The 19,647-nt window shown below is 51.4% G+C and carries 15 protein-coding genes; 1 reads left to right on the forward strand and 14 read right to left on the reverse strand.

Annotated elements, in window-relative coordinates; genetic code table 11:
• The first annotated feature begins 146 nt into the window (after positions 1-146).
• The gene (locus E7745_RS09695) at positions 147-1,691 is read left to right on the forward strand and encodes a Do family serine endopeptidase (RefSeq protein ID WP_107031868.1); all 1,545 of its coding nucleotides are present in this window, start codon (positions 147-149) and stop codon (positions 1,689-1,691) included.
• Between the two features lie 150 nt (positions 1,692-1,841).
• Here E7745_RS09695 and E7745_RS09700 read toward each other — a convergent pair whose 3' ends face one another.
• The 14 genes from E7745_RS09700 to E7745_RS09765 form a co-directional block, all read right to left on the reverse strand.
• On the reverse strand, positions 1,842-2,216 hold the full coding sequence (locus E7745_RS09700; RefSeq protein WP_107031869.1) for a RidA family protein: 375 nt from the start codon (positions 2,214-2,216) through the stop codon (positions 1,842-1,844).
• 59 nt (positions 2,217-2,275) lie between these two features.
• Complete coding sequence (locus E7745_RS09705; RefSeq protein ID WP_136408738.1) at positions 2,276-3,673, reverse strand: YihY/virulence factor BrkB family protein; 1,398 nt, start codon at positions 3,671-3,673, stop codon at positions 2,276-2,278.
• 92 nt (positions 3,674-3,765) lie between these two features.
• Positions 3,766-4,632, reverse strand: coding sequence for a hypothetical protein (locus tag E7745_RS09710; protein ID WP_107031871.1), 867 nt, complete (start codon positions 4,630-4,632; stop codon positions 3,766-3,768).
• Entirely contained in the window at positions 4,613-6,823 is a 2,211-nt protein-coding gene (locus E7745_RS09715) for a bifunctional (p)ppGpp synthetase/guanosine-3',5'-bis(diphosphate) 3'-pyrophosphohydrolase (protein ID WP_136408739.1), read from the reverse strand. Before E7745_RS09715 ends, E7745_RS09710 begins: the two co-directional genes overlap by 20 nt.
• A gap of 62 nt (positions 6,824-6,885) precedes the next feature.
• Complete coding sequence (murA, locus tag E7745_RS09720; RefSeq protein ID WP_107031873.1) at positions 6,886-8,196, reverse strand: UDP-N-acetylglucosamine 1-carboxyvinyltransferase; 1,311 nt, start codon at positions 8,194-8,196, stop codon at positions 6,886-6,888.
• Positions 8,197-8,264: 68 nt separating this feature from the next.
• On the reverse strand, positions 8,265-9,290 hold the full coding sequence (gene murB, locus E7745_RS09725; RefSeq protein WP_168182081.1) for a UDP-N-acetylmuramate dehydrogenase: 1,026 nt from the start codon (positions 9,288-9,290) through the stop codon (positions 8,265-8,267).
• A 113-nt stretch (positions 9,291-9,403) separates the two neighbouring features.
• Positions 9,404-10,738 (reverse strand): PAS domain-containing sensor histidine kinase, encoded by a 1,335-nt coding sequence (locus E7745_RS09730; protein ID WP_136408741.1) that lies wholly within the window; start codon positions 10,736-10,738, stop codon positions 9,404-9,406.
• A 16-nt stretch (positions 10,739-10,754) separates the two neighbouring features.
• Positions 10,755-12,092 carry a sigma-54 dependent transcriptional regulator gene (locus E7745_RS09735; protein ID WP_136408742.1) on the reverse strand — a complete coding sequence of 446 codons (1,338 nt, stop codon included), beginning with the start codon at positions 12,090-12,092 and terminating at the stop codon, positions 10,755-10,757.
• Positions 12,093-12,114: 22 nt separating this feature from the next.
• Positions 12,115-13,563, reverse strand: a complete 1,449-nt coding sequence (locus E7745_RS09740; protein ID WP_370291908.1) for a TolC family protein — start codon at positions 13,561-13,563, stop codon at positions 12,115-12,117.
• Positions 13,564-13,660: 97 nt separating this feature from the next.
• Entirely contained in the window at positions 13,661-14,914 is a 1,254-nt protein-coding gene (locus E7745_RS09745) for an ABC transporter permease (protein WP_136408744.1), read from the reverse strand.
• Between the two features lie 22 nt (positions 14,915-14,936).
• The gene (locus E7745_RS09750; RefSeq protein WP_136408745.1) at positions 14,937-16,226 is read right to left on the reverse strand and encodes an ABC transporter permease; all 1,290 of its coding nucleotides are present in this window, start codon (positions 16,224-16,226) and stop codon (positions 14,937-14,939) included.
• Positions 16,227-16,257: 31 nt separating this feature from the next.
• A complete protein-coding gene (locus E7745_RS09755; protein ID WP_136408746.1) occupies positions 16,258-16,929 on the reverse strand; it encodes an ABC transporter ATP-binding protein in 672 nt (223 codons plus the stop codon).
• Positions 16,930-16,991: 62 nt separating this feature from the next.
• The gene (locus tag E7745_RS09760; protein ID WP_136408747.1) at positions 16,992-18,332 is read right to left on the reverse strand and encodes an ABC transporter permease; all 1,341 of its coding nucleotides are present in this window, start codon (positions 18,330-18,332) and stop codon (positions 16,992-16,994) included.
• A gap of 8 nt (positions 18,333-18,340) precedes the next feature.
• The gene (locus tag E7745_RS09765; RefSeq protein WP_136408748.1) at positions 18,341-19,642 is read right to left on the reverse strand and encodes an ABC transporter permease; all 1,302 of its coding nucleotides are present in this window, start codon (positions 19,640-19,642) and stop codon (positions 18,341-18,343) included.
• Positions 19,643-19,647 lie beyond the last annotated feature (5 nt).

Raw genomic sequence — 19,647 nt, forward strand, 5'->3', positions numbered from 1 at the left:
GCTTAAATTATTTTAAACCTGTCAGTAATTGGCCTCAAGCGATGTAACAACGCACACTTTTTGCCGTCTAATAGTCAGAAATGACATTCATCAGAATTCACATCGTACAAAAAAACAGAGTAAGCACAAAAATTATAGTAAAGCAAATGAAATCAAGCAGCAAAATCATTATGCTCGCTGCCGCGACAGCGGTAGTCAGTTCGGCCATCACAGCCTATGCGATGAAACAGGTGCTTTTCCCCGCGGAGGAAGCGCAGAGTTTCAATGAACTTTTTGCAGGCTCTGCCCAGGCTCAGGGGCAGGTAACAAGAGTTTCTCAGCTTCCGGCCAACACATCCGACTTCACCAAGGCTGCCGAAAGCACCATCAACGGTGTTGTCTCTATAAAGAGCTATGCCACTCCGCGCGGCTATTCACGTCAGCAGCAGGGAGGCGGATTTTTCGATGATCCGTTTTTCGAATATTTCTTCGGCTCTCCAGGCGGGGGCCGTCGCAGCCAACCTCAGCAGGAGCAGCCTAAACAGCAGCCCCTCGGACTTGGATCTGGTGTGATCATCAGTTCTGACGGTTATATAGTCACTAATAATCATGTGATTGACGAGGCCGAGCGCCTGGAGGTTACTCTTAATGACAACCGCACATTCGATGCCACTGTTGTGGGTTCCGACCCGACTACAGACCTCGCTCTGATCAAGATCGACACCAAAGACCTGCCTGTGATCCCGATGGGCGACAGCGAGGCTCTCAAAGTAGGAGAGTGGGTGCTTGCCGTAGGTAATCCATTCGGCTTCACATCAACTGTCACAGCAGGCATTGTGTCAGCCAAAGGGCGCAGCATCGGTAGCGGAGGCCACGGACGGATGAACATCGAATCGTATATCCAGACAGATGCGGCTGTCAACTCCGGAAATTCAGGTGGTGCGCTTGTCAATCTTGCCGGAGAGCTCATAGGCATCAACACAGCGATCTATAGCCAGACCGGAAGCTATGCCGGCTATTCGTTTGCCATCCCGACCTCGATTGTCAAAAAAATTGTCAGTGACCTGAAGCAGTTCGGCACTGTGCAGCGTGCGGTTCTCGGAGTCTCGATCTCAGAACTCACCAATGAGATTGCAAAAGAGCATGGCATCACCGCTGTGACCAAGGGTGTCTATGTCGGAGAGATCAGTGACCGCAGTTCTGCCAAAGAAGCCGGTCTGCAGAAAAATGACGTTATCATAAGCATCAACGATATACCTACCGACAACGTGGCCCAGCTTCAGGAACAGGTAGCCAAATACCGTCCCGGCGACAAGATCAAGGTCACTTATGTCAGAGACAACAAGACCAACTCGGTCAACGTACAGCTCCGCAACCTGCAGGGCACAACTCAGGTGACCAAGGCGGCTGACATCATGGACCTCGGATGTGCCTTCAAGAAAGTTGATGAGTCCACACTTCGTCAGCTTGGTCTCAGCAACGGTGTGCAGGTGACCGGCCTCTCAAAAGGCCGCTTCCATGACGCCGGTGTCAAGGAGGGCTTCATCATCACCTCGATCAACAATTCTCGCATAAGCACTCCTGAAGATGCCGAGAAAATGTATAAGGCAATTATGAAAGGCAACGGCGATGAGAAGGTCATGATCCTGCGTGGTGTCTATCCCACCGGGAAGCGCGGCATCTATGCCGTCGACCTTTCAGGCACCGAATAAATTCTGGATAATAACACAGATATAGATTAAATAGAATACGGACAGATCCCGGATTCACAGAATGTGAATTTATGGATTTGTCCGTATTGTTTTTTGCCCCTGTCAGGACTTCATGGTGACCGACAGGAGCAGCCTCTTTAAAAGCGGAGATCAGAGAGCCGCGATGACTTCGATTTCAACGAGAACCTGCTTGGGAAGTTCGCGCACGGCTACAGCCGAGCGGGCAGGGAAAGGCTCGTTGAAATTCTGGGCGTAAACCTCGTTCATTTCTCCGAAAAGGCTCATGTCGGCAAGGAATACGGTTGTCTTTACGACATTGTCGATGCTTGCACCGGCGGCAGCAAGGATGGCCTTGACATTTGCGAGCGACTGGGCGGTCTGAGCCTTGATGCCTTCTGGCACGGTGCCGGTGGCAGGGTCAACGGGGATCTGGCCTGAGCAGAAGAGCAGGTTGCCTGCCTTGATTGCCTGGCTGTAAGGACCGATGGCTCCGGGAGCCGCGGTTGTTGCAATGACTTCTTTCATGATTGGTAGTTAAATTTTGTGGTTAATGAAATTTGATATGAGGGAGATGTTGATATTTCCTATTTTATATTGTTGACCTGTATGTCGGCCAGACGAATGTCACCGGCTTCATTTTCGATCTGAGCGGAGAGTTTATCAAGAATGCCGGTCAGCAATCTGAAGTTTTGATCGAATTCAGGAATGAAGTCCGATTCTCCATGATTGTCAAGGACCTCAAGCACATGGCCGAGAGTGTAATGCTCCGGGCTAGTGGCTGGTATGAGGGGCGGATCAGTTTCATCCGGACTCCCGTCAGCTACCGCGAGTCTTACAATCAGGTTACACTCAATAAGTTTGTTGACAACCAGACCAGAGAGTTTCGGAGGAATAAGGAATTGAGCCGATAGCTCCGAAATATTGTAAGGCTTTTCCTGTTTGCAGAAGCGTTTTAGAATCACAGAAAGCATGGCGATTGACACCTTGCGGTGATAACCGGAAGATATGGAATCGGTCTGTTTTTCGAAAGAAAACATGTTGATGTTCTGTGACGAGCAGCAGACGAGCGCTCCGGCCAGTGTGATCAGCCATGAAAGCTGCATCCATATCAGCATAAGGGGAAGGAAAGAAAAACTGCCGTAAATAGCATTGTACTTGGCCACATAGACTTGCCCGGTAACGAAAAGCCATTGTAGGATCTGGAATGCTGTTCCGGCGAGGACTCCTGCAATAAGAGCGTTTTGAAAACGGACTTTTGTGTTGGGGATCAACATGTAGGCACCGGCAAAAAACAGCCATGACAAAGCCACCGACGCAAGGTCGAGAAGATCGCCGAGGAATGGCGTGATGTCTGCAAACGGCAGGAGTTTCTGGATGGTGGTCGACATGAAAATCTGTAGGCCGCTTGAGCAGATCATCAATACCGGCAGTATGATGAAAATAGCAAGATAGTCAGTCACTTTGCGGGCAAGCGGGCGGTCTGCAGTAATCCCCCAGATATTATTGAATGATTCTTCAACACTGTCAAGCAGTGAAATCAAGGTCCATAGCAGGAAGACGATGCCGACACCGACAAAGATGCCTTCCGAAGCCTGTGCGAGACAGGAGTCAACGAAAGAGAAGGCCATTTCGAGAGCCTTGCGTTGTGACGGAAGGTACTGATAAACCTGATTTTGCAACAGATTTTGAAATCCGAAACCGCGTCCGATGGCAAAAAGCAGTGCGAGCGCCGGCACAATCGCAAGCAAAGTGCGATATGTCATCGCACAGGCTTTTGACTGCAGATCGGCACTCATGAACGTCCTGATTGTCAGATTCAGAGTCTTGACAATCCGGATTTTAAGCGTGTCGCGCTTGTCTTCCCATACGCCTTTCGAACAATACTCCCAGATGTCCAGAGCCTTGTTTTTCAGACGCTCGAAAAGCGATTGCGGCTTATTGCTGTCAGCGGATATGTCTTTCTTTTTCTTTGTGAATATCATCTTGTTTTCAATAATGTGTGTTTGTGCAGTATGATTAAGAGTCTGTCTGTTGCCGGGCAAAAGGATCTACAGACATAAGGTTGTGGAGCCAATTATTTTGTGCTGTCTTTCTCCACAAATGTGCGTGACGCCTGACTGCGGGCAATGTCAACTGTCCGGCTCAGGCGCTCTTTTTCAAGCGATGCCACTTTGAAGCGGCGTATAGTGGCTGCATAGTCATAAGCCAACGCTATCTCGCGAGCTTCTTTGGACGGGAGGGTCATTGAATATGAGGAGGCGCCGTTGAACGTGAGTTTTATATCGCGATCGGTATTCTCACTGATGAATTTTCCCACTGAATCGCACTCTACCCCCATGAAGGTGATGACCTCTGCTCCCATAGAGCGGTCGTTGCGTTCGCCGTCATGGCTGACTACAGATGTGCTTGCTTCGCGGCCGCCGGCGCTCACGGTGACGGAAGTGCTTTTCACACTCTTGGCTTTCAGAGAGGATATAAGATAGAAATTGCCCTCAGGACTCACGCGGCCCTGCAGACCGTTGGTGCCTATGAATCTGGCAGGATCAGCGCTTGATGCCACATAATATCCTTCAATCGGATTTTTTATGTACTTCATCTGGCGCTGTAGCGAATCACCCAGTGCGCCTAAAACTGCGGTGAGCGAGTCGGCCTCCTGGAGTTTCATCACGCTCAGCCCTTCAGTGGCTCTTGTGGCCAGATGTAGAGCTTCGCGACGCACATCGATTTCGCGCGGATAACGGCTCTTAAGCGTGTCGATAAGCGCCATGACTTTCGAATAGTCACGGGCTTCATAGGCAGATTGGGCCTCATCAAGGAGGGCGTTGGCCTTTTCTGTGTCGCCTGATCCTGAACATGATGCTGCGATTGACAGCAGCAGGCACATTGAAGTGAGTTTTATAGTGCGTCCTAACAGTCTGCGGTCAGTTACTGCGTTGTACATCTTTTATTCCTTTTATGGTTTTGATTTTTTTGATTATATTGTTAAGAGCGTCCGTGTCACTGATCCCTATGACAAGGAAGCCTGAGAAAATGCCGTCAGAGGAGTCGATCGAGATGTTGCGCAGAGTGACGTCCTTCTCCTTGTTTATTATAGAGGTGATATTTGTGACGATGGTGATGTCATCGTTGCCTACAATCTTGAGTGTGGCGGCGAAATGGCTGCCGACCTTGCCTGACCAGCGGGTGCGGATCACGCGGTAGGGATATTTGTAGCGTATATGTTCGGCATTCGGACAGTCGTTGCGGTGGATCTTTATGACCCCTTCGGCCGAGACGAATCCGAACACATCGTCGCCGAAAATCGGATTGCAGCAACGTGAGAGCTTGTAGTTGATCCCCTTGATGTTGTCACCGATGATCAGAATGTCGTCTGACGCCGATTCCTGGCGGTGATCGCCGTTGTCAAGAAGTTCGAACTCTTCAGCGCTACGGCGTTCGCTTTCAGCTTTGCGGTCGGCATTCTCGATGAGCTCATACTGTGTGATCACGTCATTCACATCGATGATTTCATCGGAAATCGCCTTGTAGAAATCGGTGACAGTTCGGTAGCCCATCTTCTTGATGGTGCGCATCAGATAGCCCTCTTCCAGTTCTATCTTGCGGTTTTTGCACCGGCGCTGCAGAAGTTCCTTGCCGAGTTCGGCCGAACGGTTGGCGCGCTCGTTGAGCGTCTGTTTGATCTTGTTGCGGGCCTTGGATGTCACCACAAAACTGAGCCAGTCCTGCTTGGGGATCTGTCCGGGAGCAGTGGTTATCTCCACGGTGTCGCCGGAATGGAGCTTGTAGTTCAGCTTGCGGTTGCGCCCGTTGACTTTGCCTCCTACGCAGGTGCAGCCAAGTTTGGAATGGATGTTGAACGCAAAGTCAAGCACTGTCGCACCGAGAGGCAGGCGGTAGAGGTCGCCCCTTGGAGTAAAGACGAAGACTTCTTTGTCATAGAGATCCATCTTGAAGTTTTTCATCAGTTCCATAGGACCGTCGGCAGTCTCAAGGATGTCTCGGATATTGTTCATCCATGAGTCGAGATCGCCTTCGCTCTTTATACCCTTGTATTTCCAATGGGCGGCAAGGCCCTTTTCAGCCACAAGGTCCATGCGCCGGGTGCGGATCTGAACTTCCACCCATTTGTTGTCAGGACCTTTGACCGTTGTATGGAGCGATTCATAGCCGTTGCTCTTCGGAATTGACAGCCAGTCTTTCATTCTGGCCGGATTCGGAGTGTACATGTCGGTGACGATCGAGTAAACATTCCAGCAGTCGGCCTTTTCCCGGTCAAGAGGCACGTCAAGAATGATTCTGATGGCAAAGAGGTCATATATGCCTGAAAGTTCCACCTGCTGTTTGCGCAACTTATTCCAGATGGAATAGATTGACTTGGTGCGTCCTTTGATCTCATATTTCAGACCTGTGGTGTCGAGTTTGGCTTTAAGCGGGGCTATGAAGTCGGCTATGTATGCGTCGCGGGCCACCTTGGTCTCGTTGAGCTCGGCCGCAATCTTGCTATAGGTCTCGCGGGCTGTATATTTCAGCGACATGTCTTCAAGATCGCTTTTGATCTTGTAGAGGCCGAGACGGTGGGCGAGCGGAGCATAGAGATAATTGGCCTCGAAAGCGGTGTCGGCCACAAATTTTTCATCAGGATGATGGTTGATGGTGCGCATGAGAATCAGGCGTTCCACAATCATTATGATGATAACTCGAATGTCTTCCGCGAATGTCATCAGCAGTCTTCGGAAGTTGTCGGTTTTCACCACACCCTGTTTGCCGTAGAGGGTTGAAACCTTTATCAGACCTCCGACCATATGCTCTACATCCTCACCCCATAGTTTGCGTATCTGATCCTGAGAGAAGGCATCTTCCATGCAGAGCCCGTAGGTCATCGTGGCGATGATCATGTTGCGGTCAGGCGACACCATCTGGCAGAGGGCTATCGCGGTGCGCATCGAGTGGAGCACCCGGTTGATCCCGTGGCGGTCAACCGGCGATTTCTCTCCCGAATAGGCTCTGGCCACGGCATCCTTGACCGTAGCGAAATCTTTAGGTGACGCCACTTCAGCCGCCTCGCGCAGAAGAGTTCTGGCGAGGGCTTTCAGCTCGGTGGTTTCAGCGGATGTAAATATCGGTTTTTCCATTGTGTAAGTGAGGTTGGAGGGGGGGAGTTACGATGTCTCTGGCCTGAAAACAGCAGATGTGATCAGTCGCGGCGGTGAATGCAGGCTCCGATTGAATTGAGTCGCGTGTCGATTGCCTGGTAACCGCGGTCAATCTGGTCGATGTTGTCAATTCTTGAAACTCCGCGGGCGCTCATGGCGGCGATGAGCATTGCGATGCCGGCGCGGATGTCAGGCGAGTGCATTTTGTTAGCCCGCAGCGGAACCTTGTGGTCAAGTCCTATGACCACCGCTCTATGTGGGTCGCAGAGCATTATCTGCGCACCCATGTCAATCAGACGGTCAACGAAGAAGAGGCGGCTTTCAAACATCTTCTGATGTATCAGAACACTGCCGCGGCATTGTGTAGCGGTGACGAGCATGACTGAAAGGAGGTCCGGGGTGAGTCCGGGCCAGGGAGCATCTGCTATTGTCGGGATCGAGCCGTCGAGATTGGTCTCGATTTCGTATGATTCCTGTGAAGGGATAAAGATATCGTCGCCGCGGCGTTCAAGGTTGATTCCGAGGCGGCGGAATGAGTCGGGAATGATTCCGAGGTTGTCGTAGCTGACATCCTTGATGGTGAGTTCGCTGCGGGTGATAGCAGCCATGCCGATGAAACTGCCCACTTCGATCATGTCAGGCAGAATCGTGTGATCGGCTCCGGATAGCTTATCTACGCCGGTGATACTTAGAAGATTCGATCCGATACCATCTATCTTCACGCCCATTTTGACGAGCATTTTGCAAAGCTGCTGCACGTAAGGCTCGCAGGCCGCATTGTAGATAGTGGTTGTGCCCTTGGCAAGAGCGGCTGCCATTACGATGTTGGCGGTACCGGTGACAGACGCTTCGTCAAGAAGCATGTAGCAGCCTTTGAGACCTCCGACAGAAACCAGATAATAAGCCTGACGGTCCTCATTGTATGCTATCATGGCTCCAAGTTTCGACAAGCCGGTGATATGTGTGTCGACTCTGCGGCGGCCAATCTTGTCGCCTCCCGGTTTGGCGAAGTATGCCTGGCCGAGTCGGGCGAGCAGAGGTCCTACCACGAGAACTGAGCCGCGGAGTGAGGCACAGCGTGCCACGAAATCAGCGCTTGAAATATAATCCTCGTCAAGATCGTCAGCCTGAAAACGATATGTGTCCTCGCTAAGTCTGTCTACTTTCACTCTCATGGCTTTCAGGAGATTGATGAGATTGATTACATCGAGGATATTGGGCACGTTGTGGATGGTGACAGGCTCCGAGGTGAGCAGTGTGGCGCTGATTACCTCCAGAGCTTCGTTTTTGGCTCCTTGTGGCTTTATGGAGCCGCTGAGTCTGTGGCCTCCCTCTATTATATAGGTGCTCATAATTGTTATGCAGGTTTTAGTTGGTGAGACAGTTGAAAAGTGATGCTAAAATAAGAATGCCTGATCCTCTAAATATGTTCAACCTCAGGGGTCAGCTTTATGCCGAAGCGTTGTTTCACGGAGTCGATGATCCGTGTTTCAAGACTGATTACTTCTTCAGGACTTGCCTGCCGGTCTGGATTTACAATGACCAGCGGTTGCAGATGCCACACACCTGTGTTGCCGTCGCGGTAGCCTTTCCATCCGCAACGGTCTATCAGCCACGCGGCCGGAATCTTGTAGCCGTCGCTGACTTTATAGTGAGGTGGTTCTGCCGGTGCTTCCTTGGCGCGGATTTCGGCGAAAAGCTCTTCGCTTATCACCGGATTTTTGAAGAAACTTCCCGCGCTTGGAACTTTGACCGGATCGGGCAGCTTTGAATTGCGGATCTCGATAATGGCCTTGCGGATGTCTGACGGCGAAAGTGTTGATTCATCGAATCCTTCAAAGTGGCTTTTGAGAGCCGGATATGAAAGATCGGGGGCGGGAATGGGGGAGAGTCTGTAGTCTACGGCATGGATTATATAGCGCTTCTTGAAATCGGCCTGCTTGAAAACGGAATCACGGTAGGCATAGTGGCACTCATCGGTGGTGAATGTGACAAACTCTTCCTCTACTTCGTCATATGCATGTACAGCCACAATGCTGTCAGCTGCTTCGGCTCCATAGGCTCCGACATTCTGCACGGCCGAGGCTCCGACTTCGCCAGGGATGCCTGAGAGATTCTCGATTCCCCAGAGTCCGCGCCGGCAGGCCCATAGAATCAGTTCATCCATAGTTTCGCCTGCGCCCGCTCTGACTATCACTTCTTCTGCAGTTTCAGACAGTATCTCAATTCCCTTTATGGCGCTGTGGAGTATTATGCCGGGAAAATCACCGGTGAAAAGCAGGTTGCTGCCCGCTCCGATATGGAATTTCTCTACGCCTTTTCTGATCGATGATATGATGAACGGAATGTCATCAGCTTTGGTATATTCCATAAACTCACTGCATTTCACATTCATTGCGAACGTGTTGTGTGCAGTCAGATTGTAATTGTCAAGAGTTCTGATCATGTCGGATGAATTGTTTGTGACGTGAGCGCGACGGAGCCGATAGGACATCGGGCTGAATTCATCCACAAAAATAACAAAAATTTTTGCAGCAAGCTTCTTTGACAGCTAAAAATTCACTTCCTGAAAGCGGGAACGGCAGATTTGTGGTCCGGAAAGCTGATTGAAAAACGTGTCAGTCCGTCCTGACCGGTAGCGAGTGAGAATTTGCATGAGTGCTTGTGGAGCACTTCGCTGACAAAAAGCAAGCCTATGCCGTGGCCGTTGACCTTCGTGGAGAAGAAGGGACTGAAGAGTTTTTTTGCCGCTTCAGGGTCAATGCCAGGACCGTTGTCAGTGACGGTCAGAGTGGCCGGCGAAGCGGATGTGGCCACGGTTATCAGTCCGCTCGAACCGATACTCTCTGCCGAGTTTTTCACGATATTGATTATTACCTGTTCCATTAGCACCGTGTCGGTCATCACGGGTATTGGCTGTGCTTCAAGCCGGAACTCAATTTTTATGCCATGTCGTCCGCAGAGGCTTTCGAGCATCACACGCCAGCTTTCTATCAGACTGTTCAGATCAGTCGGCTTGAGGCTGGCTTCAGGGATTTTAACCACATCGGCAAAAGCGGTTATGAATTTGCTCATCGACTGGCAGCGGGCCTCGCATACGCTGACCACTTCGCTCAGATCTGCGTAATCATCGCTGCTCTCACTGAGCATAAGCCGTGCGGTCGACAGCATGGAATTGACTCCGGCCATCGAATTGTTGACTTCATGCGCTATGACCCTGATCACCTTTTCGTAGCTCTTTTTTTCGGCGATCATCACCTCTTCGGTCAGTTTCTCTATAAGAAGGAAGGGGTGGGGATAGCCTTGATCCATGAATGACAGACGCGAACAGCGATAGATCATCGAGTCGTTCAGCCGCTCGGTGACGGTCTGTCCCTGACTGAGGCCGGAGAGCACTGCCGCAAGCTGGGAATCGAGGCTATCTACAGTCAGACCCTCCAGGGCCGAACTGTCGGCAAAGCCGAGAAATGCAGCAGCGGCTTTATTGGCTGTCTTGATACGGTCGGCGTCTGACAGAATCAGAATTCCCATCGGGGAGACGTCTACAAGCAGATCAAGAAAATGGTTCTGCTCGCGCAGCCTGAGCCGTTCCTCTTTGAGCGCCACCATCATGCCGTTGAACATGTCGACTATCTTGTCAGCTTCATGCTGATTGACGTGAGAGAGACGGCTGCTGAAATCCTGTTCGCGCAGCAGGTCAATGCCGTTTGTGATGCTGCGGATCGGTTTCATCACACTGCGGTAGAACACAATCAGCAGTATGATGGCGAGCACACAGGCTGACTGGGTGATATACAGCTCTGTCCCGGCTTCGGATACAGACAGCAGCAGGGAGCTGACAAGTGATGCTCCGAGCAAAAGGATGATTATGATCAGTATCCAGCTTATTCTCATGGGTTTGTAGCGCGGGTTAATTGCCTTTTATTCCGTACTTTTCCATACGGCGGTAGAGTGACTGCCGTGTGATGCCCAGAAGAGCCGCGGCACGTGTCAGATTGCCGCCGGAGTGGGCTATGGCCTGTTCTACGCTTTCCCGTTCCTGCATCTCAAGGCTGGAACGCGTCGGACTGTCAGGCATCGGAATGGCTCCGTCATACTGACTGCGGAACTCCCTTTCGTCAAGATGGTCGCCGGGGCTGACAAGCAATGTGCGCTCTATGAAGTTTTTCAGTTCGCGGATGTTGCCCGGATAGGGGAGAGAGCAGAGAAACGCCATAGCCTCAGGAGTGATTTCGGGAATCGGCCGGCCTGTCTGCGCGCAGTGTTCACGCATGATGTGGTCGACCAGCAAAGGGATATCTTCAGTGCGGTCACGCAATGGCGGAAGCGTGACGGTGATAAGGTTAATTCGATAGAACAGGTCTTCGCGGAAAGTTTTTTTGCCTACCATTGCCGGCAGATTGGCGTTTGTGGCGCACACTACTCTGACATCGGTGTGGCGCTGACGGCTGTCACCGAGCATTTCATATGTGTGTTCCTGAAGCACCCGCAGGAGTTTCACCTGACAGTTGAGGTCAAGTTCACCGATCTCGTCAAGGAAGATGGTGCCGCCGTCAGCTATCGCAAAACGGCCCTCCCGGTCTGCTACAGCACCGGTGAATGCTCCCTTCTTGTGGCCGAACATCTCGCTTTCGAAAAGTGACGATGCTATGCCGCCAAGGTTGACCTTGACCATGCTTTTGCCTTTGCGCCGGCTGTTGCGGTGGATGGCTTCGGCTATCAGTTCCTTTCCTGTGCCGTTTTCACCCATGATGAGCACCGGGGCATCAGTCGCGGCAATGCGTTCCACTGTGTCAAGCACGTTCATCAGAGCCGGTGACCGGCCTATTATGAATGAACGGTCAAAGCGTCCGGCGGGTAAGGAAGTGTCTGTTTTCGGGCTGTTAAGTTCCAGCGCCACATTTATGCGCTGAAGCAGAGCCGAGTTGTCCCACGGCTTTGTGATGAAGTCAAAGGCCCCGGCATGGATTCCCTCTACAGCAAGCGGTATGCTGCCCCACGCGGTCATCAGTATCACCGGTGTGTCAGGCTGGAAGATCTTGATCTGTCTGAGCAGGGTTATGCCTTCCTCTCCGGTTGTGGCCCGTGAGAAGTTCATGTCAAGCATCACCAGTTCCGGAGTTTCGGCGCGTACGGTTTCCATAGCCTCTTTGGGCGAAGCGGCCAGAACGGTCTCGAATCCGTTGCGCGACAGCAACAGTTTCAGAGACAGGCGTACTGCGGGATCATCATCGACTATAAGAATCATGATTGCAAAATTACGATTTTTTTCAACGTCGGACAATAGCTTCTATGTCAGCGTCGATGCTTCGGTTGGCCGAGAAATCCCAGAGGGCCACGCTGCGGAGCTGATAATAATAGTTCCAGTAGAGATAGAGTTGGTTGATGTAGGCCTGGCGGCTTTCATCTTTGCTCACCTGCGAGTCGTTCAGGTCAAGAGTGGAAATTTTACCGATCATGAATGTCTCTACATTGGTGGCATAGCGCTGGCGGGCTATGGTGTCGGCTCTCAGAGAGATTTCGAGCTGGCGGCGCTGATTGTTGAAACGCTCCACGAGTATGAAGATATTCTGGTCGAACTCCATCTGCTCTTTGCGCAGACGGCTCTGCACCACTTCGCGGTTGCTTTCGCTGACTTTGACCTTGCCGCGGCGTTTGCCCCAGTCGAGAATGGGAATTTTGAACCCGACTTCAACCACCTGGTTGTCCTTGAGCCGGTCATATGCCTCGCCGAAGCGGTCAGACGTGCCGGTGTAGCCTATCTGGGCGTAGAGCATTATCTGGCGCTGGTCTCCTTTAGCCTTGGCCACTTGGTAGTCGGCTTCGAGCTGACGGCGGCGGATGTTCTGTGCGAAACTGTTGTTGGCATGTGCCTTTTCGAGTACATCGTCATAGGAGACAAGGGCCTGGGGAATTGTGTCGGGGACAATTGGGTCAAGCGTCACGTCATCCTCGATGTCAAGAAAGGCGCGGAGCTTGAACATGTTTGCCTTGTAGTCGCTTTCGCAGTCGGTGAGTGTCGAGCGGGCGTTGAGCAGGTTCAGTTCAAGTTGCAGAAGGTCGTTTTTGCTGATCTGGCCCATCTCGCGCTTGGCTTTTGCCACTTCATAAAGTTTTTGTGCGTTGGCCAGATTCTGCCGGGCAATGGAAATATTTTCTTTTGACAGCAGCAGGGAGAAATAATAGTTTATGGCCGTCATGGCCACGTTTTCAGTAGCGCTGATAAAAGCCGCTTTGGCTTCTGCATAGCGCACGGGCTCGATGCGGCGGTCCCATTTGATGGTGTTGACACCGAAAATAGGCTGGGAGAGTGTGAGTGCCACCGGAATTGACATGAAGCGGTTGTAACGTGTGCCGGTCAGCTGCTTGAGATAGTCTATCGAAGTGTTTAGCGACAGAGTACCTCCGGTAAGCCAGATGTTTTGGTCAACCGAGATCTCGCCGTTCATTTCCATATAGTTGTTGCGGACAAATGTGAACGAGCCGTCGTCGAGCTGATAGCTGCTGTAGCTTTTCCGATAGCCGGGAGCTGTGGCGCTGAAGTTGATTTCCGGCAGAAGTTCGGCGCGATAGGTGCGGTATGTCCAGTAGGCGGTACGCAATTCGTTGAGTGCGACAGCGGCGTCTACGCTGTGTGACCGCGCTGTCAGTATGGCTTCGTCGAGAGTTATGCGACGCACCTCCGCTGCCATGCCTGCCGGCCTCGCGGCGGCAAGCATGAAGAGGAAAACCAATAATCTTAATTGCTTCATATGAATAGTAATGGAGGTGTTCAGAATTGAGATATGTTTATTTTGTGGATTGTGGCGATAGTTTTTATTCTTCGCCAAGAGCTTTGGCGGGAGCGGTGTTCATTGCTCTGTTGGCCGGGATGACGGTTCCGAGGAAAATCATCAGAGCCATAAGTCCCCAGGCAATGAGCAGGCAGCTGATGAAGCGTACCGGCTCGAAGTAAGTGCCGTGGTAATAGGTGTTCAGCTCCATCCTGGTGAGTCCCCAGTCAATGGCTGCGGCGAAGGGGGTGACAAGAAGCAATATCAGTTCTCCTTCGCTTATGACTCGGCGGAAGATGTCGGAGCGTGTGGCTCCGTTGGCCTTGCGGATGGCTATTTCCGGTACACGTTGTTGTGTGCGGAACCAGAAGGTGCCTAACAGACCGAGAAAGATGTTGAGAGCGAGGAAGGCTGCGCCTATGAAATAGTTGCGCAGATCGGCATCATAGTCTCGCTGATGGATTTCACGGATATCATCGAATGACTGGACCGAAGAGATGAAATAGTTGCCTGAACGTAGCGTTGTAGGAGCGTCTTTCATCAGGTTCTCAATGAAGTCATGGTCCATATTGTCTCTGACGCGGACCACCAACTCATTCAGATAGATATAGTCATCGGGGCTGCAGGTAAATATCATCGAGTGGGCCATATCTTCGCTGTTATAGTCATCATAACGAGCCGGTATAAAGGCGGCGGCAAGGACCAGTGTGTCATTGGTGGCATGGCTTGTAAATTCGTGGCCAATGAAGTCTTTCATATGGTTGATGCCGTAGTGTGAAAAGGCATTGTCTGAGATCAGGAAGGAGCGCGGATTGTTTCTGAGAATTTCAGCAAGTTCTTCGGGGCTCTCCCCGTTGGCTCCCATGATGCGGAACACCTTGGTGAAGTCAGGCGATACGAGGCGGCGCAGGAAGTAGTAGTTGCCAGTGTTGAACGTGTCGGTCTCCATATGGTTTCCGCTGTTTGAATGGTTATAGAAATACGCATTTTGTCCCATTGCCACGTATTCGATTTCCGGACGTTTTTCCAGTAGTTCAAGCAGGCGGAGCAGATTGTCGCTGCGCTCGGCCTTGTTCAGCTTGCCGGCATAGTCAGGGCTTTTGTCGTTCAGCTCACGGTACCCTATAAGATAACAATGGTCCGTATTAAATCCGCGCGGCGAGGTGTAGATTGATATGTTGGTGAATATATAATCTGAGACGAACCACATCACCACGCTGACAATGAGCAGTTCGATGGCGAGCCACACATTGTTTTGCCATTCGTTGGCTGTCTGTCTGAATAATTTTCTTTTCATGATTTTATGTAGGAGTGGTGAATTAGCGTTTGCCTGTCAGGGCGCTGACGATGTTGATTCGTGATGCGTTTAGTGCCGGGAGTCCTGCGCTGAGCAGATTGAGCAGGAAGCAGAAGAGCATTGTCCAGCCGAAAGTCGACCAGTGGAACAGAATTCCGAGGCTGATGCCGGACGATTCAATGGACGTTCCGAAGCCGGGGGCGAAGACCGTCCCTCCGAAAATCAGTCCGAAGCCGAGACTCAGAAGCAGGCCAAGCATACCGGCGAAAAGCGTGATGATGAGATTTTCAAGAAAAATATCGGTCATGATTACGGAACGACGTGCTCCGAATGCCCTGCGTACCCCGATCTCTTCCGACCGGCGGCGCAGGCGGCTGTGGGTCATGCTGCTCAGATTGACTGCCGGGACAAGGAGCAGTATCAGGTAGGTGGTGATCCGCCGGCGGTAGACTCCTGACATGTCAGGGCTGACGCTGGCCCAGGGGGTGTTGGCGGTGACTTCCTGTGTGTAAGGTCTCTCACGGAGTATGAATTTCCACCCGTTGATCTTTGCCTCGTCGCCGAGTTCGGCAAAAAGTCTGTCATATTCCTTCCGGATGGCCGGGACGTCAGCTTCATCGCGTGGCAGGATTGTCACACTGAGGGGGCCCATGTAGTCACACCAGCTGAAGTCTGCCGTGCTGGTCGATGTGAACGGAATCCAGGCCTGTGCATATGAGGCGGTGGCAAGATTAGATACGTCTTTGACCACACCGGCCACACGGAAAGTGACATAATTGAGCTGAAATTCGCGTCCGGCCGCATCGCTTGTCTGGAACAGACGTCGTGCTGTTGATTCCGACAGGACAGCCACCGGCAGTCCGGCCTCGAAATCTTCCTGTGTGTAAGGCTTGCCTGATATAAAAGTAAAGTCCATTACTTTCCAGAATCCTGCGTCCGTTGACAGTTCTTCCGCACAGAACGGAGCCTGACTGGGCACGGAAAACAGGCCGGTGGAAGGGGTAACGGTATAAGCTGTCACAGCCTCAGGGATCTCCATCCGGTAAAACACTTGCTTGACCAGATTGAATCCCATGCCTCCGTTTGATGAGTTGTCAGTGCCCCATGATTCGTTTGTGATGGAGGCATATTTCTGTACCAGCCAGCGGTCGCGGTTGCTTTCCGGTGCGAACGGGGCGGTCTTGACTTCCTCGATCATGACCACAACCATGATCAGGAAGATGGCGAGAGCCGTACCTGCAAGGCTTACGGCGCTGACAACCGGCTCTTGCTTTATGGATGACCAAGCCTGTCTGAAATAATTTATTTTCATTGGATGTTGTTTTCTTTGTTATCGCTTACTGTTACTGCACCTGACGGCCGTCGAAGAAACGGATGATGCGGTCTGTCTGACGGGCCTGCTGTTCGTTGTGGGTCACCATCATGATAGTGCGTCCGTCTTCCTTGTTAAGACTGTGGAGCAGATCCATTACCTCGGCTCCCATTTTTGAGTCGAGGTTGCCGGTCGGTTCGTCGGCAAGGATGATTTCAGGGTTTCCGACAATGGCGCGGGCTATTGCCACTCGTTGACACTGACCGCCGGAGAGCTGCGAGGGCATGTGGCGCAGACGGTGGCTGAGGCCTACACGTTCAAGCACTTCGCGCACATGGCGCTGACGCTCTGACGCGCTCATTGAGCGATAGATGAGCGGCAGTTCCACATTGTCGAGTACATTGAGCGAGTTAATCAGGTGGAAACTCTGGAAGACAAAGCCGAGTTTTGAATTGCGGAAGGCTGCGAGTTTGCTGTCTGACATTTTGCCGATTGTGGTATTGTCGATGATGACAGAGCCGCTTGTCGGTTCATCAAGCAGACCGACGATATTGAGCAGAGTCGATTTGCCACAGCCGGAGGGACCCATTACGCTGACAAATTCACCTTTTTCAATCGTGAGGTTCACATTTTCGAGTGCGAGGGTTTCGATTTCGTCTGTACGGTAGATCTTATTGATTTCTTTGAGTTCGATTGCGTTCATGATGTTATTGGGTATTGTTTGTGGGAGGTTACTGTTATGATTAATATAGTGTCTGATATCCGTTATTCTTCTCGTAGCGCTTCGATAGGGCTGATGCGGCTGATGCGCCGGGCCGGAAAATAGATACCGGCCATGACGGCTATGAGCATGATGACATAGATGACCAGCGAGACGATGGCGAAATGCGTCAGGAAATCATCATACCACAGAGGCATCAGCTGCTTGACTATTGTTATGTCATAGCCCATGAAACTGATGTCGGCCAGTCCGGAGTCATGAATGAAAAACCAGTACAGAATGCAGCCGCAGAGCCACGCCAGGGTGACCATTGCAAATCCTTCGCCGAGCATTTCGCGGATGATGAAGCCGCGCGAAGCTCCGAACGAGCGCATCACTCCGGCTTCCTCGCTGCGCTTGCGTGTCTGGAGATAGAATGTGCCGGTCATGCAGAGCAGTATGTTGACAAAGAAGAACAGAGCTATTGATTTGGCGATGAAATTGTCGTTGTTGACATCGCGGGCCATTCGTTCGCGCATATCGTTGTAGGGGGCAAGTGATTCGCAATAGATTTCGCCGAAGCGGTAGTCCTGTTCGATTTTCGGTTTCATGTCGCGGATGAACGCGCTCATGTCTACGCCTTCTTTCAGTCTGATCACTCCGCTGAGGGTTTCTACGCCTCCTTCGCGCTCCACATCTTTGTTGTTCCGTGGCTTGTAGACAATTGGGGAACGTCCGCTTGGTGAGCGATATACGGCATCATTGACGATTCCTACAATCATTTCACGTCCGTCTTTCTGTTCTTCGCCGTTCTTTTCGAAAAGAGAGTGGCCGATGGCACTTTCCCCAGGGAAGAGGAATTCAGCTATAGATTTCGAGACTATTATCTGGCTTTTGGTCATTGCTTGCTCCTCGAAGTCTGCCAGATTGGTCCCGGAGACATCTTTCAGACCGAATGTCTTGAAAAAATCCGTGTCGCGCCAGAAGTTTATATAAAAGGCGTTGATAGAAACTTTGTTTTTCTCGCCGGCGCTGTCGGAGGTCACTTTCGGGATGGTGTTCATCCACACACCCATTTTTTCAAAAGTATATTGACCTGTGATAGTTGCCGCTTCCACACGGCTGTCATCACGGACCATGTCAATGATGCGGATGACGTCGGCCATCTTACTGTCGATGTCGCGCTCTTCATAGCCGGAGGGCATGGCATCTGACGGGAGCTCTCTAAACTGAAACGTGACAAGCCGGTCTATGTCGTAGCCGAGCGGTGAGAGTCGGTTGTATTCGTTGACAATCACTTTGTCAAGCAGCTTCCAGGAAATGAACACCGCTATGCAGAGTTCAAGCATTATCCAGAAATAGCGCCGGCGGTGGGCAATGAGGTTTCTATATATAAGTTTTAACATGACGGAGATTATCGTTTTGAATTAAGGGAGTTGACTATCGGTCTGCGCAGTGACAGACGGGCCGGAATATAGGCAGAGAGGAGATTGAGCATGAGGCAGAAGAGAAGGGCTCCGATAAAAATTGCGGGGGCGAAAAGCATTTCGGCACTGATGTCTATCGGTGCGTCGATCATCTCCCATGAGCTGACAAGCAGCTGGAGCAGCTGACGGCGGCCTATGAGCACTATGCCCCAGGCTATCAAGAAGCCTATGAGACCACCGGTAAGGGTCAGCACGAAGTTTTCAAACATCACCTGGCGTATCAGATTGCCGCGGGTGGCTCCGAATGAGCGGCGGAGTCCGGTTTCAGCCAGGCGACGGTCCATCTGACCGCCGATCATGCCGCTGATGTTGATGGCAGGGACAATCAGCAGAACGAGGAGCATGATTATGAGTGATCTGACTGCATTTTCCAAGGGGATCGGCTCGGTCTCATTCCCTTCGAACAGCCCTTCATAGTGAGTCTTGATTTTGGCGCTGTTGATTTTGAATCCATCGGCATCTGCCGTCCGGCTGATCTTGTCATTGTACTCAGCCATAAAACGTTCGCGCTGTCTGCTGTCGCTGAATTTGATATAGGCGCAGAAGCTGCCGAGATAGTCTTTCAAAGATCCGTTATATCCGGACATTGACATTGGAGTTATGGTATAGGGCCTTATGATGTCCGCATAGGAGGTGTTGGCCACCGGGTTACCGCGACGGATCACTCCTACAACCTTGTGTGGACGGTAGTCGATGAGGATTTCACTCCCGACGGCATTTTCCGGGCTGCCGAAAACTCTCTCGGCGATCGTGTTGGTGATCACAACGAAAAAGGGTTTCTCGCTTTCAACCTCTATTTCACTGAACGGGCGTCCCGCAAGGAATTCATAGTCATAGAGCCTGAAAAAATTCCTGTCGGTCAGTTTTGAAACGGCTTTGATTGTGCCGTTTGGGGTAGAGATCGTTGCACCTTCATTTCTTGTTGGAGCTATGATACTGCAAAATTCGATGTTTTCGGAGTTGGCGATAAATTCGTCAATGAATTTTTTGCTTATAAGACTCCCTTGTGTGCTGGAGGTGCTGTCATTTCGTATCTGGATGTAGGCAGCGTAGCTTGTGGTGTCACGGTGGTATTCAGGATAAAGCGGGGCGATATTTACGTAGTAGATAATGGCATAGACCATCGTGAAAGCCACTGCGAATGCCACGCCGCCGATGTAGAGAGCCGTGAATCCCGGATTGGCCCGCGATTCGCGCCATAATTGTCTGAGTGATGAACGGATCTGCATGTCTG

Source organism: Duncaniella sp. C9, from assembly GCF_004803935.1.
Classification (GTDB): domain Bacteria; phylum Bacteroidota; class Bacteroidia; order Bacteroidales; family Muribaculaceae; genus Duncaniella; species Duncaniella muris.